Below are 16,353 nucleotides of genomic sequence, written 5' to 3'. Positions count from 1 at the left end.
TTTTGTCGTTATTGTATCACAAATAACTTGTCGTCTATTCATACTAAAAGGAGCCATCATCTATTAAAAGGCGGATTATAGCATGAGATAAAAAAAGCTGACTCGAAAGGGATATCCCTTTTCGAGTCAACCTCTTATTTTGCATATTCGACGGCCCTTGTTTCACGGATGACCGTTACTTTAATATGACCCGGATAGTCAAGCTCATCTTCAATACGTTTACGGATATCCCTTGCCAATCGGTGTGATTCCAGATCGTCAATGGCTTCCGGTCTTACCATGATGCGTACTTCACGTCCTGCCTGGATCGCGAAGGATTTCTCAACGCCTTCATATGACTCTGAGATTTCTTCAAGTTTCTCCAGTCGACGGATGTAGTTCTCCAGCGTCTCACTTCTTGCTCCAGGTCTTGCAGCAGATAAAGCATCAGCTGCAGCAACCAGTACGGCAATGATGGACGTTGGCTCTGTATCTCCGTGGTGAGAAGCAATACTGTTGATGACAACAGGATGTTCTTTGTACTTCGTTGCAAGCTCTACACCAATTTCCACGTGGCTTCCTTCCACTTCATGATCGATCGCCTTACCGATATCATGAAGCAATCCGGCACGTTTGGCGAGTCTTTCATCCTCACCAAGCTCAGCTGCGAGTAATCCGGACAAATACGCCACTTCCATTGAGTGTTTTAAAACGTTTTGACCGTAACTTGTACGGTACTTCAAACGCCCCAGGATCTTGATCAAATCCGGATGTAGGCCATGAACGCCTACTTCGAAAGTAGTCTGTTCACCAATTTCCCGGATATATTCATCCACTTCACGGCGGGATTTATCCACCATTTCTTCAATTCGTGCAGGGTGGATACGTCCATCCTGAACTAATTTCTCTAATGCAATTCGAGCCGTTTCTCTACGAATCGGATCAAAACCAGAAAGAATAACCGCTTCAGGAGTATCATCAATAATTAAATCAATACCCGTAAGTGTTTCCAGCGTACGAATGTTACGTCCTTCCCGCCCAATAATTCGACCTTTCATCTCATCATTCGGTAGATTCACAACACTGACCGTTGTTTCTGCCACATGTTCAGCAGCACAACGTTGAATAGCCAGTGAAAGGACTTCTTTCGCCTTCTTATCTGCATCTTCCTTCGCGCGGGTTTCATGCTCTCTGACCATGATGGCGATATCATGGGAGAGTTCATTTTCTACGCGGTCAAGGATGATTCCTTTCGCTTCATCACGAGTCAGGCTAGAGATACGTTCTAGCTCTGTTTGCTGTGATCGTACCATCTCGTCCACTTTGCTTTCCATCTCTTCAATATGTTGTTGTCTCTCGTTAAGAGTCCCCTCTTTTCTTTCGAGTAAGCCTTCACGCTTATCAAGCGTTTCATCTTTCCGATCGAGGTTTTCCTCTTTTTGCATCAAACGATTTTCTTGTTTTTGCAATTCATTTCTTCGTTCACGTAGGTCATTTTCCATTTCAGTGCGAAGTTTATGATTTTCGTCCTTTGCTTCCAAAAGTGCTTCTTTCTTCAGAGCATCTGCCTCGCGCTTCGCATCTTCTAAAATCTGCTCCGCTGAACCTTTAGCACCAGCAATCTTTGCTTCAGCAATGGACTTACGAATTAGGTATCCAACAACTACACCGACGATTAGGCCAAGCAAAATGAAGATGATTGTAATAGGTTGCATTATTTCACCTCCTCTTGCTATGAACTGTCATGTTTTTTACATGTCGGCTTGTACATTGCTCACTTGAACAAAATATACAGCGCTAGGCTTTCAAATATTCATTCGAAAAATTTGTAAAATATACATGTTAATTTTAAATCTCTGAAAATTTATTGTCAAGGGGTTGAGCCCTCTATCACTAGATTTCTCAAGGGTTTTTTTGCAATCGACAAAAATTGACACTGTCGCATTGGGCTTGTGAATGTTTTTTAACCAAAACTCTCATTTTTATTTTTTTTTGAGGAATGCGGGGTCAACCAGTGATTACGGGTATGTACTACCTGACTTATATCGCTTACCCACCGTTTTTGAGAAAAGGGATTGTTACTATTTTCCACCAAAACATGTATTCCCATACATAATAAAGAGAAGCAAACCAAATCACGGCTGCTTCTCTTTCCTCACTTAGTCTTCCAGAAGACTTAATTCACCTTGATCGTCCGTTTCAGCACGGCCAGTATCCAATCCGTAATGTTCACGGATCTTCAGCATGATTTCATTACGGATTTCAGGGTTTTCTTTCAGGAAGATCTTTGCGTTCTCACGTCCTTGACCTAGGCGCTCTTCGTTGTAGGAGTACCAGGCACCGCTCTTTTGAACGATGTCCAATTCAGACCCAAGATCGACGATTTCACCTTCTTTGGAGATTCCTTCCCCGTACATGATATCTACTTCGGCTACACGGAAAGGTGGAGCCACTTTATTTTTGACTACTTTGATCTTCGTTTTATTCCCTACCATTTCATTCCCCTGCTTAAGGGTTTCGGCACGACGGACTTCCAAACGTACGGAAGAATAGAACTTCAGCGCGCGGCCACCGGGAGTCGTTTCAGGATTACCGAACATGACCCCGACCTTTTCACGAATCTGGTTAATGAAGATCGCGATGGTCTTCGACTTATTGATGGCACCGGAAAGTTTACGAAGGGCCTGTGACATTAAACGGGCTTGAAGACCTACGTGAGCATCTCCCATCTCTCCTTCGATTTCCGCTTTCGGTACAAGGGCTGCCACAGAGTCGATAACGATGGCATCCACCGCGCCGCTTCGTACAAGTGCTTCAGCGATTTCCAGTGCCTGTTCACCTGTATCAGGTTGTGAAAGCAATAATTCATCTATGTTTACCCCAAGCTTTTGAGCATACTCGGGATCAAGTGCGTGCTCTGCATCGATGAATGCCGCCTGTCCGCCTTGAGCCTGTACCTCTGCTATCGCATGAAGTGCCACTGTTGTTTTACCGGATGATTCGGGACCATATACCTCAATGATTCTGCCACGTGGGTATCCGCCTATTCCAAGAGCAGCGTCCAGTGCAAGTGAACCACTTGGACATGTTACTACATTTCTGTCCGTTTTCTCCCCAAGCTTCATGATTGAGCCCTTACCAAACTGCTTTTCTATTTGTTTTAACGCCATATCTAAGGCTGCTTTACGATCGCTCACAAATCTTCCTCCTTTGAATATACATCTTGTAATTGACAACTTATAAGTTTGTCTCAAATCCAACCTATCTATACTATAAACGTTTTTATTAGAGAAAACAAGAAAAAAATCGAACATTCATTCGGTTTTTTTCTTTGGGTGTGCTGGAGTAAAAAAAGATAAAAAGCTGCCTTCAAAAAGAAGACAGCCTCATCAAACTAACTCAATTCCTTGATCAAATAGTGCCAACCATACTTCGCTGTTCTCATCCGGTTCCCATTCCGGCCACCGCCAAGGTTCAATAGAAATGCCTTGGTCGTTCCATCCTTCATGGATAGTCCAATCCAGACGGTCCCGGCAGGATGACCTTGGTGAGCATCCGGTCCTGCAACACCTGTAAAGCTTACCCCGATGTCGGTGGAAAACAGCGCTCTAACGTTTTCAGCCAGTTCCCGTGCACATTGCTCACTTACTGCTGAATGCTGTTTCAGTGTAGTGTCATTAACAGATAAAATCCTTTTCTTGATGTCATCTTGATAACAGATCACCCCGCCACTCAAAACGTCCGATGCTCCGGGTATAGACGTCAGTTGAGCCTGAAACAGTCCTCCAGTCAAACTTTCTGCACATGAAAGGGTAAGACCCAACTCTTTTAATAAATGGAACCCCACTTCAACAAGGGAATCCTGATTATAACCGTAGAAGTATTCTCCCACCCTGTTCAAGATCTCTTTTTCAACTGAATCCATTAATGACATGGCAATATCCCTTGACTCGTGTTTAGCCGTCAACCTCAAGGTCACTTCCCCATCACCCGCAAGAGGGGCGATAGTGGGATTGGTTTGTCTGTCGATCAGATCTTCTAATTCCGTTTCAAGCTCTGCTTCCCCGATGCCAAAGAAACGAAGTACCCGTGAATGGATGACCTCTTTTTTCTTCATTAAGTTCAGGATTGCCTGTTTGCCGTACTTATCAAACATCGGCCTCATTTCAGACGGCGGACCAGGGAGAAGCATATAGGCAGTACCGTCCTTTTTCAATAACATCCCCGGAGCCATACCGTGTTCGTTCTTCAATACATGGGCCCCTGATAGAATCAGGGCTTGTTTTTCATTATTCGGAGTCATTTCACGATTGACCTTATGAAAATAGTTTTTTATCGATTCTAATGCGTCATTATCCATGCTTAAAGTCGTCCCTAAAGCATTTGCAATCGTTTCTTTCGTCAGATCATCCTTTGTTGGTCCAAGGCCACCAGTAAATACCAACAAGTCCGCCCGCTTCTTCGCTACCTCAATGGCCTGCTGTAAACGGGCTGGGTTATCCCCCACACTTGTATGATAATACACGTTTACGCCCATTTCAGCTAACTGCTCGGAAATGAATTGAGCATTGGAATTGACGATTTGTCCCAGCAATAACTCGGAGCCAACCGCTATTATTTCTGCATTCATCTTTGTTCCCCCTAAAACTTGGTGAAAAGAAGGGGATGATTCTATTTGAATCAATCCCCTGGTGTACACTGTTATTTTGAATTCACAAATGCTTTTTTATTATGTTTGAAATAGTCCCATCCTGACCAGATTGTAAAGAACATAGCCACCCACAGAGCAATCGTCGCAAATGGAAGGTCGATCAATTCAAAAATGGCGTTATGAAGAAGAAGGGCTGATATGGCGATGATCTGTGCCCATGTTTTGATCTTGCCGAGTTGACCTGCAGCAACCACTTCCCCTTCCCCCGCTAATACGAGACGAAGTCCTGTTACGGCAAACTCACGACTGATGATGATGATGACAATCCAGGATGGCGCAAGACCCAGCTCGACGAGTACGATCAACGCAGCCGATACAAGCAGTTTATCTGCCAACGGATCTAAGAATTTCCCTAGATTTGTCACAAGGTCAAGTTTTCTGGCATAATATCCGTCAATCCAATCCGTCGTTGCCGCAATGATAAAAATCAACGCTCCTACAAAATGCTTGACCGGCATTTCCGCCCCAAGAAACATCATCTCACCCCAATTAAACGGTGCAAGCATGATGATTAAAAATAATGGAATTAAAAATATCCTTGATACTGTAATCTTATTAGGTAAGTTCACCTTTCTACCTCCAATGCTTTAAAAAACACGTATACCATTAGTATGTAAGAAAAAGGAGTTATTAAAACTCCTCCCATTTCAATTATTGTTCTTGCGGTACGTAATTGATGATGATATCCTGCCTGACGACATCAGTTGCAGATATTTTATACTCAAGCTGTTTACCGTTCACACTTATATCCGTATTCGAAGCATCACCGATAATAAGGTATGCCTGTTTATCATCGGAAAGGTCAAAGTCCTTTTTAATTCCCTGTTTTAACAGTCCCTCAAACAAAACCTGTTCGTCGGTGTTAAAGACTTTTACCCACGTGTCTCCCTTAGCTGACAATTGCAGCTTGAATTCTTTTGCATTTTTCAATTCGTACGTCGTTTTATAGTCTGAGGAATCCACTGCTTCTAAAGACTGTTCAGGCTGCGAGTTATCTTCCCCGTCATTTTTATCTTCTGAAGGCTTGGGTTCTTCGGTCTGTTCTTTATCATTTGTTTCATCTTCAGGCTTCTCGCCATCAGCACTTTTATTCTCATCAACATCTACTTGTGTCTGGTTTTCTGCTTGGTTGGATTCAGGTGCCTTGTCCCCTACTTTCCCTTGCCAAAATACCCACACGGCAACAAGCGCACCAATGACAAACAGGGCGATGAGGAGCTTCGGCAGAAAGTCAAATACCCTAGTCGAGCTCTCTGAAACAGTCTTTCGGGACTGCACCCTTGAAAGGGAAATGGGTATTTCGTCCTCATAGGCCGTCGGGATTTCCGCCTTGTGTTCCTCAAAAATCACCTCAGGAGGAAGTCCGACTGCTTCACAATATTGCTTAATGAATGCGCGCACGTAGAATTTACCCGGCATCGCATCATAGTTCCCTTCTTCGATCCCAATCAAATAGCGTTTTTGAATTTTTGTTATTCTTTGTAAATCATCAAGGCTGTAATCTTTCGCCTCTCGCGCTTCCTTTAAACGATTTCCTAATTCCGTCACTACTTAACACCTTCCAATATTAAAAATCAAAACCTCCAAAATCGGAATTTTGAAATAGATTATTTTGTTCAACTAATTCGTATGTAATTTCTTCATCAGGATCGTTTCTAAGTTCAATGATATAATCAAAATCTTCAAGTGAATATTCAGAGTTTTGAACGAATACATCAGGATGTTCGATTACTTTCACAGCAGGTAATCGCATGATCTCCCTCACAAGCTGCCAATGCTTCTCACTTGCACGGCGTGTAGAAACGATGCCGTCTATAATAAATAAGTTCTCAGCGGAATACTCGTCTTCAATGAGCTTGCTCCGTATCGTTTGCTTTAATAATGTAGAAGAGACAAAAAGCCACTTCTTATTCGCACATACACTTGATGCCACGATGGATTCGGTCTTCCCTACCCTGGGCATCCCCCTGATCCCAACAAGCTTGTGTCCTTCCTGCTTAAATAATTCAGCCAAAAAGTCAACTAATAAACCAAGCTCATCACGAACAAATCGAAACGTTTTCTTGTCGTCGGCATCACGCTGGATATAACGGCCGTGACGTACAGCAAGACGGTCCCTTAATTTAGGTTCCCGGAGCTTTGTCACATTGATTGTATCCATTGTTTGAAGGATGGATTCAAGCCTCATGATCTGTTCTTCATTATTGGCAAGGAGAAGCATTCCCCTTCTTCCTTCGTCCACACCATTTATCGTCACAATATTGATAGAAAGCATTCCTAATAATGAGGAAATATCACCTAAGAGGCCTGGACGATTTTTTTGTATTTCATATTCTAAATACCATTCTTTGCGTTCCATCGCTTACCTCCCCAGAAAAACTGTGACATCCCATTTCGATATAAATTGACATAATTCGAAAATTTATTTAAACATCTAGGTATTATAATAAATGATTTTCTGGCAATAGAAAAGCAAAACATACATAAATATGAACAATTTCTCATTAATACGTGAAATGATAACCTGAAGACTAATATTATATTGGTATAAGTCATACCCCATAAGAAAAAGGAGAGGGAAATCCCTCTCCTTAACGACTACCGTTATTATTAACAAGCTTGACCATCATATTGGCGATGGCATGTTGCTCTTCCGGAGACGCGACTGACCATAAATCCGCTAATACTTTTTCCTGATCGTTCTTAGCTTCGACTTGATTGGCTAAGTAATCACCGATTTGGTAAGCCAAGTCATTTACCGTTTCGTGCTCCATGCCGCCGTGTTCTGCCTGGTTTAGGCGTTCCCCTAAAAAGTTTTTCCAATCTGACCAGTTATCTAATACAGACATTTGTCATGACCTCCTTTATTGAAATACAATCTTAGTTTGTATCCCGGAGGAAAAATTATGCGCTGGAATCATTGGATTGAAAAATTTTTTATGTGTGCCATCCCCCGTTGATAGAAAGGGTTTGGCCGGTAATATAAGAGGCCCTGGATGATAGAAGGAATTGAATGGAATCAGCAATTTCACCCGGTTGAGCAAACCGGCCTATAGGGATCTCCTCACGGATCGAATCTTTATCTTCATTAGTAAATGAGTCCATCATGGACGTATCAACGGCCCCGGGAGCAATGGCGTTTACCCTTACACCGCTTATTGCAAGCTCTTTACTCAAGGATTTCACAAATGCTATTTGAGCACCTTTGACTGTTGAATATACAACCTCACAGGCAGCTCCTATCTGTCCCCAGATCGAACTCACCATGACAATTGCCCCCTTCCTGTCAATCAGCTTCGGCAGGAGTTTTTGAACAAGGAGCAACGGACTTTTGACATGAAGGTTGATCATCTGATCCATATCGTCTTCTGAATGGTCCTGGAAGAGCCCCCAGGTAGAATTCCCACTACAGTAAACGATCGCATCGAGCCGGAATATGGAATGGACAAGATTACCCACTTCCTCCGGGTTGGCAAGATTACCCTGAATGGGGATTACCTCCACTCCCAATGCTTCAACTTTATGGACCAATTCTTTCATTGCATCTTCATTGGAATGATAATGCAAGTACAGATTCCACCCCTCCTCTGCCAATGTAAGGGCAGTACTGCTCCCGATTCCACCTGATGCCCCTGTAATTAATGCATACTTCATTGGTTTCACTCCAAACGTCATTCACATGAATAGAGGAACTACCCTTTAAAAAGGATAGCCCCCCTTCCATCATGATTTTGGTACGACCTGACATACCGTAAATCGTTCTTCACTGATAATAGACTCCGCAACCGCCTGGATATCATCATATTTCAACGATTCAAGGGTAGGCACGACTTCAAATAAATCCATTTCGTTAAATGCATAGCGGGTAAATTGATTCGCAATATACTCAGGAGAATTAATGGCACGCAGGAATGCACCAATCTTCTTCTTCTTCGTTCTCTCAAGATTTTCCTCATTAAAAAGGGATTCCCGTTTCGCTTTCAGCAACAATGATTGTACCTTTTCAGAGAGTTCATCCGGCTTTTCCGTATCTCCACCGACTGTCAGGAATCCAAAGCCATTTTCCTGTGTATAGTCATAATGGAATGTCTCATCGATCAGTCCATCATTATAAAGTTCGGAATAGTACGGTGAACTCTTTCCAAAGAGCATATCAAGAAAAACATTCATGGAAAGCTCTTGTCTAAGCATTTCCCGCCCCTGCTGGGTTGGTTCCGGAGCTTTCAGTCCGACAATACATTTAGGACTTTGAACGTTCATCTTAAGAACCTGTTTTTTCTCCGCAACTGTCTCTGGTTCAACCTCGAATTCACGCTTGATTTCAGGCATTTTTTCATAATCTTTCTTTTCCTGATTCGAACGGACCTGATTCATGATCTGATCGGGATCAACCGAGCCAACCACGAATAAGAGCATATTACTTGGATGGTAGAATGTATTATAACACTGATAGAGCATATCCTTTGTAATCGGGGTGATGGACTCGATCGTTCCTGCAATATCAATTTTCACAGGGTGATTTTTATACATATTCTGGATTACACCGAAGTATAATCGCCAATCAGGATTATCATCATACATGGTGATTTCCTGACCGATGATGCCTTTTTCCTTTTCCACCGTTTTCTCTGTGAAATACGGATCTTGCACGAAATCGATGAGTGTCTCTAAATTCCGTTCTACATTTGTCGTACTTGAAAACAGATAAGCTGTCCTTGTAAATGAAGTGAACGCATTGGCGGACGCCCCTTGCTTACTGAATTGTTGGAAGACATCTCCATCTTCTTTTTCAAACAGTTTATGTTCTAAGAAATGGGCGATTCCATCGGGTACTTTAACAAATTCATCTTCATCCAAAGGGATAAAATGATTGTCGATGCTTCCATATTTCGTTGTAAATGTAGCATACGTCTTGTTAAACCCTTTTTTCGGGAGGATGTATACATCGAGACCATTAGACATTTTTTCATAATACAAATTTTCTTGTAATTGATCGAAGGAAATTTTCTTCATCTTTATCCCTCCATTCCTGTTAGAAAGTAAATCGTATCAAGTTCAACTTTATTTGCAGCTTTTACGATATCTTCTTTAGTTGTCTTCCCAATCTCATCCAACCAATGTTTCAGGTCGATTTCTTCATGAGCTACGGCATTATGGTAAAGTACTTCAACCAAACCTCTTGAAGTATCGATGGTTTCAAGGAGCTGGTTACGGATGACCGCTTTTGTCTGGTCGATTTCCCCCTCCGTGAAGTCTCCATCCTTCATTGCCTGGAGCTGCTCGTTGATGATTCCTACCGCTTGGTCATACTTCTCAAATTCGATACCGGACATCACCATCAATAACCCTTTATGACTCTCGAGGCGGCTAGCAGCATAATATGCGAGGCTCGCTTTCTCCCTCACATTAATGAACAATTTGGAATGGGAGAAGCCACCGAATATACCATTGAATACTTGAAGAGCGAAATAGTCATCGTCGCCATATTGAGTATGTGTACGGTAGCCCATGTTCAGCTTCCCTTGTTTCACATCCTGTTTTTCTTTTACGACGTTTTCGTTTTCCTTTTCCTTCACAAGAGAAGCATCCACTTGTTTAGGAGTACGTTCATTCAATTCGAGTAATCGATCACAGAGGCTTTCAACCTCTTTAACATCGACATCACCGATCACATAAAGGTCAAACTGATCTTCTGCCATCACTTTTTGATAATATTCATATAAACTCTTCGAAGTAATGGACTCCACTTCTTCATTTACACCGTTTACATGGAGGGCGAAACGCTCACCTTTACACATTTCTTCTACCAGCCGTGAATTGGCATAGCGCATTTTATCGTCATATACTGCCTGAATTCTAACCTTTTGGTTCCGTTTTTCTTTTTCGACTGTTTTCTTGTCGAACTCGTTATTTTCAACATGAGGGTTCTGAAGGACATCTGCAAGGAATTCGATTCCTTTTTGAAGCAGGGGCTCAGAATCCTTCAAAAACTTTTCGTTGGCGATTTCAACAGACATACTGACCACATGGTACTCACCTTTTTTACCTAAATCCACAAAAAAGTTCGCTCCATATAACTCATCCAGATGGGAGCGTAACTCCGTAGTGCTCGGATAGGTCTTTGTGCTGCTCTGCATCACATGGGGGAGCAATCCCCGTAAAGTGACTGTTTCGGGGTCGAGGGGGGCTTTCAACTTTAATACCAGGCTATTGGTTTTATACTTATCCGTTTGAACGATATGTAGCGTGTAACCAGGTTTCTTCTTGACTATTTCGTTTATGGCTGTCATCGTACCGTCCTCCTTAGTTCCAAACTTCCATCGATTTAAAAACAAAATTAATAAACACCCTTATTGTGCGGTATTTATGTATAACTATACATGTAGTGAGAGATTGATTTCAAGCATCTTCCTCTGTTGGAATATCCTTTTAGATTAAACTATTATATGCTTATTTATTTTTCATTATGTTTCTACGCTTTACCCTCCTTATTCTTCTCTTTCACTCATAATAAATCGAATTTTATAAGGGTGTCAGCTGAAATTTAGACCGTTCCTTTTAAATGGGTGTGCCGAACTAAGAATATAAAAATAGGAAGAGGAATCTGCATAAATTCATGTGGATAAATCCCTAACGTGAGGCCATTCGGCTATTCTGTAAAAGCATGACAAAACAAAACACCAGCTGATCTAGAATCACTCCTCATTATCACCCACACATTATGAGAAAATTAATCCACAGTATGAAAAAGGATATCCCGGGTCCCGGGATATCCTTTTGGATTTATGATAGATGTTTAACGGTTTCCTTTGATGTATGGAGTACCAAGAGCTTTAGGTGCATCTGCACGACCGATGAAGCCTGTCAGTGCAAGGATGGTAAGCACATATGGCGCAATCAATAGGAATACACTTGGGATGCTTTCAAACAACGGGATACTGGATCCGATGATGCTTAAACTTTGAGCGAAGCCGAAGAACAGGGCCGCTCCCATGGCTCCAAGTGGATGCCACTTCCCGAAGATCAAGGCTGCAAGGGCCATGAACCCTTGTCCGCTGATCGTTGCATGGCTGAAGTCTGAGGAAATCGCCTGGGCGTATACTCCCCCGCCGACACCGGCAAAAGCACCGGAAATGATGACACCGATATAGCGCATTTTCGTTACATTGATTCCCATAGTGTCTGCAGCCATAGGATGCTCACCTACAGAACGCAATCTAAGACCGAACGGGGTTTTGAACATAATGAACCAAACGATGAAGGACACAAGGATCGCGACGAATGGTGGCCAGTATGTGTTAGAAAAGAAGATATCTCCGATGACCGGGATTTTGTGAAGTAAAGGAACATCAACCTTCCCAAATCCTTCAGAGATGATATCCGTTTGACCCTTTCCATAGATACGTTTGACTAAGAAAAGAGTTAACCCGACTGCCAGTAAGTTGATGGCTACACCTGATACAACCTGGTCAGCCCTGAATGTAATGGAAGCAACAGCATGCAGGATGGCTAATAGCCCCCCCATCACCATGGCCACAAGTAGCGCGACCCAAGGAGTCGCTGCACCGAAAGTATCTGCGAAAGCAAGGTTAAATACAATACTTGAGAATGCACCAATGACCATAAGTCCTTCGAGACCAATGTTTACTACTCCCGAACGCTCTGAGAACGCCCCTCCCAAAGCAGTGAAAATAAGTGGTGTTGCCCAAAGTAATGTTGATGGGATGAGGATTGTCAAAATATCAATAAAACCCACTTATTTCACCCCCTTTTTACTAAATCGTTGAATCAGATAACGAATCATATAACCAGATGCTACAAAGAAAATGATAAGGGCAATAATAATATCTACCAGTTCATTTGGAATTCCTGCATCGAGAGGCATATTCAAAGCCCCTACTTTGAGTCCTCCAAATAGAAGGGCGGCGAACACAACTCCGATGGCCGCATTACCACCAAGAAGGGCTACAGCGATCCCATCGAAACCGACACCTGTAAATCCTCCCTTGATTGAAGCATAGCCGAATGTGCCAAGGCCTTCCATCGCTCCTGCAAGGCCAGCAAAAGCTCCGGAGATAACCATGGAAAGGATGATGTTTCCATTCACGTTCATACCGGCGTATTGAGAAGCATGCTGGTTGAATCCTACAGAACGAAGCTCATATCCACGCTTAGTCTTTTCAAGCAAGAACCACATAATGAATACACAGGCAAGTGCGATGAAGATTCCCCAATGCAATCGGGAATAATCTGTCAATGTTTCAAAGAAGGGTGATTTCAATGAAGCTGTATCCGCAATCATTTCTGTCCGATCTTTACGGTCAGTAATGACATCACGGATAATGGCATTTGTAACATGAAGAGCAATGTAGTTCATCATGATCGTTACAATGACTTCATGTACGCGAAATTTCGCTTTGAGAAGTCCAGGTATAAAGCCCCACAGTGCTCCTGCAAATGCGGCCGCAATGATTGCAAGGGGTAAATGGATCAGTTTAGGTAAATCATCAAAGGCAACCCCTACCCACACAGCTGCAAGCCAGCCCACAATCAATTGACCTTCCACTCCGATGTTAAAGAGACCCGTTCTAAAAGCAAAGGCAACAGCCAGTCCTGCTAAAATATACGGTGTCACTTGACGGATCGTTTCTCCTACATAATAAATCTCCCCGAAGATTCCATTCCATAATGCAGCGTATCCTGCTATCGGGTCATACCCACTCACCAGCATGATGATCGTTCCGACAATGATACCTAAAAGGACTGAAATTACCGGGATTAATATATTTGTTAAGCGGTTAGACATGTGATTCCCCTCCCGTTTCCTTCCTCTTCGAACCAGCCATTAAAAGTCCAAGTTCTTGTTCGGTAGTTTCCCTAGGATTAACTATCGCCACAATTTGACCTTCGTAGATAACGGCAATACGGTCACTTACATTCATGATCTCATCGAGTTCAAATGACAGCAGAAGAACCGCTTTTCCATTATCTCTTTGTTCGATCAGACGTTTATGGATAAACTCGATCGCCCCTACATCAAGGCCCCTGGTCGGCTGGGCAGCAATCAATAGATCCGGATCCCGGTCAACCTCACGGCCGATGATTGCTTTTTGCTGATTCCCACCGGACAAAGCACGGGCAAGGGTGAATTCTGATGGAGTCCTGACATCAAATTCCGATATCAATTTTCTTGCCTGATTGTAAATATTTTTATAACTAAGTACCCCTTTGTTGGAATACGGTTTCTGGTAATAGGTCTGAAGAACCATATTTTCCCCGATAGGAAAATCAAGTATCAGGCCGTGTTTATGCCTGTCCTGAGGAATATGACCTACACCTGACTCATAAATTTTACGGGGTTTCATATTTGCGATTTCTTTTCCATTCAGTTTGATTGAACCACTGTCGACTTTATGAAGACCTGTGATGGCCTCAATCAACTCACTTTGTCCGTTTCCATCCACACCGGCTATGCCAAGGATCTCCCCTGCTTTCACCTCAAGGTTTAAGCCCTTTACAACAGGGACATTTCGCTGATCTTTTACGTTTAAGTCACGAACCTCGAGAACATTATCACTAGGTGTAGCTTCTTTCTTCTCTGTTTTAAATGTGACTTCACGTCCCACCATCAGACTCGCAAGGTGATTCGGGTCAGTCTCTGCGACTTTCACCGTTCCGATCCCTTTACCCTTTCTGATAACGGTTACATTATCACACACCTCCATAATCTCTTTTAGCTTGTGAGTGATGAGGATGATTGATTTACCTTCTTTAATCAGTGTTTTCATGATTTGAATCAGTTCTTTAATCTCTTGAGGTGTCAATACAGCGGTCGGTTCATCAAAGATCAGGATTTCCGCCCCTCGGTAAAGTGTCTTTAAAATCTCTACACGTTGCTGCATACCTACAGAAATTTCAGAAATTTTAGCACTCGGATCTACTTTCAATCCATATTTTTCAGAGATATCCAGGATATCTCTTTCCGCCTTTTTAATATCCACTGTGGCTCCGGATTTCGGCTCTCTTCCAAGTATGATATTCTCTGTTACAGTGAAGGTATCGACCAGCATAAAATGCTGATGGACCATACCGATTCCGAGATCATTGGCTATGTTCGGATTGGTAATGTTCACTTTCTGTCCTTTTACCCGTATTTCTCCTTGTTCAGGTTGGTATAGCCCGAATAATACATTCATTAATGTAGACTTACCTGCACCATTTTCACCAAGAAGCGCATGAATTTCACCTTTTTCGAGCTGAAGGGTAATATTGTCATTTGCTACGATGCCGGGAAACTCTTTGCGGATATTCAGCATCTCGATTACATAATCCATTGCTAATCACTCCTTGCATAGACTAGGGATATTTATCTAGTAGTTAGAGGTCAGACCTTCACTACTCAGAAAAAAAAGGGTTTCCCCGAATAAAAATCTAAATGAAAGATAGAAATTTTCTATACTTCAATTAAATTTCTATTTATTTATGAATCTATTTTCAGGAGGATAAGCGGCCGGGTATCTTCCGGCCACTTTCCTTCTTGTTCGATCAGTTAGCTGAGAAAGCTTCCGCATCTTTAATAGATTCAGGAACTTTTACATCTCCACTAGTAATCTTTTCTTTCCATTCATCTACTTTTTTCATGACTTCATCTTTATTGGAAAGTTCGTCATTTATTTCAGCAAGTCCTACCCCATCTTCTTTAAGACCGTATAGGATTTGTTCTCCACCAGGGAAATTTCCTTCTTTAGCTTTAGTGGAAAGATCCACTACAGCGTTATCAACGCGCTTAAGAGCCGATGTAAGAATGATATTATGATCTCCTACTTTACCTTCTGCAGATTGATCAGAATCAACTCCGATTGCCCAAAGTTCACGTGAAGGATCTTTTTCTTTCAAGTCGCGTGCTTCTTTGAATAAACCATTACCTGTTCCACCAGCTGCGTGGAAGATTACGTCTACATCTTGAGTATACATTTTTGATGCGATTGTTTGTCCAAGTTCAGCTTTGTCGAATGCACCTGCATAGTCTGCAACGATTTCCGCATCAGGATTGACCGCTTTAACACCAGCAATAAAACCAGAGTGGAAACGTTCGATTACCGGAATCTCCATACCACCGATAAATCCGATTTTGTTCGTTTTAGTCGCAAGTCCAGCTGTTACTCCAGCAAGGAAAGAAGCTTCTTGCTCCTTGAACATGATGCTTGCAACGTTTGGTTGATCCACTACAGCATCAACAATTGCGAAGTGTGAATCTTTTTGTTGTTGTGCAATTTCAGTGATTGCACCTTCCATAAGGAAACCGATACCATATACTAAGTCAAAATCTTGACGAGCTAATTTGTTTAAGTTCGTAGCATAGTCAGCATCTGATTGTGATTGTAAATAGTCAAATCCATCTTTACCTTTTTCCATGTCGTTCTCTTTACCGAAGGCTTTCAGACCTTCCCATGCTGATTGGTTGAATGATTTATCATCCACGCCACCAACATCTGTAACCATTGCTACAGTAAATTGATCTTCTTTCTTGCCTTCACCACTAGATGCACCTTCTTTGTCCTCGCTTGTTCCACAAGCACCTAATAATGTACCTGCTGCCAGAACAAATGACAACGCTAAACCGAATTTACGTTTTTTCACCTAGAGTACCCCCTATTATTGTA

The 16,353-nt window shown here is 42.4% G+C and carries 14 protein-coding genes; all 14 read right to left on the bottom strand.

Features of this window, described 5'->3' with window-relative positions:
- Positions 1-134: 134 nt before the first annotated feature.
- The 14 genes from rny to AC0VXY_RS09615 all read right to left on the bottom strand — a co-directional run bounded on the left by rny (position 135) and on the right by AC0VXY_RS09615 (position 16,330).
- A complete protein-coding gene (gene rny / locus AC0VXY_RS09680; protein ID WP_034760066.1) occupies positions 135-1,694 on the bottom strand; it encodes a ribonuclease Y in 1,560 nt (519 codons plus the stop codon).
- A 444-nt stretch (positions 1,695-2,138) separates the two neighbouring features.
- A complete protein-coding gene (recA, locus tag AC0VXY_RS09675; RefSeq protein ID WP_060669610.1) occupies positions 2,139-3,176 on the bottom strand; it encodes a recombinase RecA in 1,038 nt (345 codons plus the stop codon).
- A gap of 197 nt (positions 3,177-3,373) precedes the next feature.
- Positions 3,374-4,609 (bottom strand): competence/damage-inducible protein A, encoded by a 1,236-nt coding sequence (locus AC0VXY_RS09670; RefSeq protein ID WP_475527619.1) that lies wholly within the window; start codon positions 4,607-4,609, stop codon positions 3,374-3,376.
- A gap of 71 nt (positions 4,610-4,680) precedes the next feature.
- On the bottom strand, positions 4,681-5,259 hold the full coding sequence (gene pgsA, locus AC0VXY_RS09665; RefSeq protein WP_258263310.1) for a CDP-diacylglycerol--glycerol-3-phosphate 3-phosphatidyltransferase: 579 nt from the start codon (positions 5,257-5,259) through the stop codon (positions 4,681-4,683).
- 82 nt (positions 5,260-5,341) lie between these two features.
- Positions 5,342-6,238 (bottom strand): helix-turn-helix domain-containing protein, encoded by an 897-nt coding sequence (locus tag AC0VXY_RS09660; protein WP_475527618.1) that lies wholly within the window; start codon positions 6,236-6,238, stop codon positions 5,342-5,344.
- Between the two features lie 19 nt (positions 6,239-6,257).
- Positions 6,258-7,049 (bottom strand): DUF3388 domain-containing protein, encoded by a 792-nt coding sequence (locus AC0VXY_RS09655; protein WP_435991236.1) that lies wholly within the window; start codon positions 7,047-7,049, stop codon positions 6,258-6,260.
- A gap of 232 nt (positions 7,050-7,281) precedes the next feature.
- Entirely contained in the window at positions 7,282-7,539 is a 258-nt protein-coding gene (locus tag AC0VXY_RS09650) for a DUF3243 domain-containing protein (protein ID WP_060669625.1), read from the bottom strand.
- An 88-nt stretch (positions 7,540-7,627) separates the two neighbouring features.
- On the bottom strand, positions 7,628-8,344 hold the full coding sequence (gene ymfI, locus AC0VXY_RS09645) for an elongation factor P 5-aminopentanone reductase (protein ID WP_475527617.1): 717 nt from the start codon (positions 8,342-8,344) through the stop codon (positions 7,628-7,630).
- Positions 8,345-8,413: 69 nt separating this feature from the next.
- On the bottom strand, positions 8,414-9,703 hold the full coding sequence (gene yfmH, locus AC0VXY_RS09640; protein WP_435991240.1) for an EF-P 5-aminopentanol modification-associated protein YfmH: 1,290 nt from the start codon (positions 9,701-9,703) through the stop codon (positions 8,414-8,416).
- A gap of 2 nt (positions 9,704-9,705) precedes the next feature.
- Entirely contained in the window at positions 9,706-10,980 is a 1,275-nt protein-coding gene (gene yfmF, locus AC0VXY_RS09635; RefSeq protein WP_435991242.1) for an EF-P 5-aminopentanol modification-associated protein YfmF, read from the bottom strand.
- 506 nt (positions 10,981-11,486) lie between these two features.
- Positions 11,487-12,446, bottom strand: a complete 960-nt coding sequence (locus AC0VXY_RS09630; protein ID WP_435991244.1) for an ABC transporter permease — start codon at positions 12,444-12,446, stop codon at positions 11,487-11,489.
- The gene (locus tag AC0VXY_RS09625) at positions 12,447-13,496 is read right to left on the bottom strand and encodes an ABC transporter permease (RefSeq protein ID WP_435991246.1); all 1,050 of its coding nucleotides are present in this window, start codon (positions 13,494-13,496) and stop codon (positions 12,447-12,449) included.
- A complete protein-coding gene (locus AC0VXY_RS09620) occupies positions 13,489-15,024 on the bottom strand; it encodes an ABC transporter ATP-binding protein (RefSeq protein ID WP_435991248.1) in 1,536 nt (511 codons plus the stop codon). The genes AC0VXY_RS09625 and AC0VXY_RS09620 overlap by 8 nt, the downstream gene beginning before the upstream one ends.
- A gap of 211 nt (positions 15,025-15,235) precedes the next feature.
- The gene (locus tag AC0VXY_RS09615; protein WP_435991251.1) at positions 15,236-16,330 is read right to left on the bottom strand and encodes a BMP family lipoprotein; all 1,095 of its coding nucleotides are present in this window, start codon (positions 16,328-16,330) and stop codon (positions 15,236-15,238) included.
- Positions 16,331-16,353 lie beyond the last annotated feature (23 nt).

The organism is Rossellomorea sp. QJM3NY_18 (genome assembly GCF_056173145.1).
The sequence above is the reverse complement of the archived record's forward strand: the minus strand, read 5'-3'. Positions and strand labels throughout refer to the sequence as shown.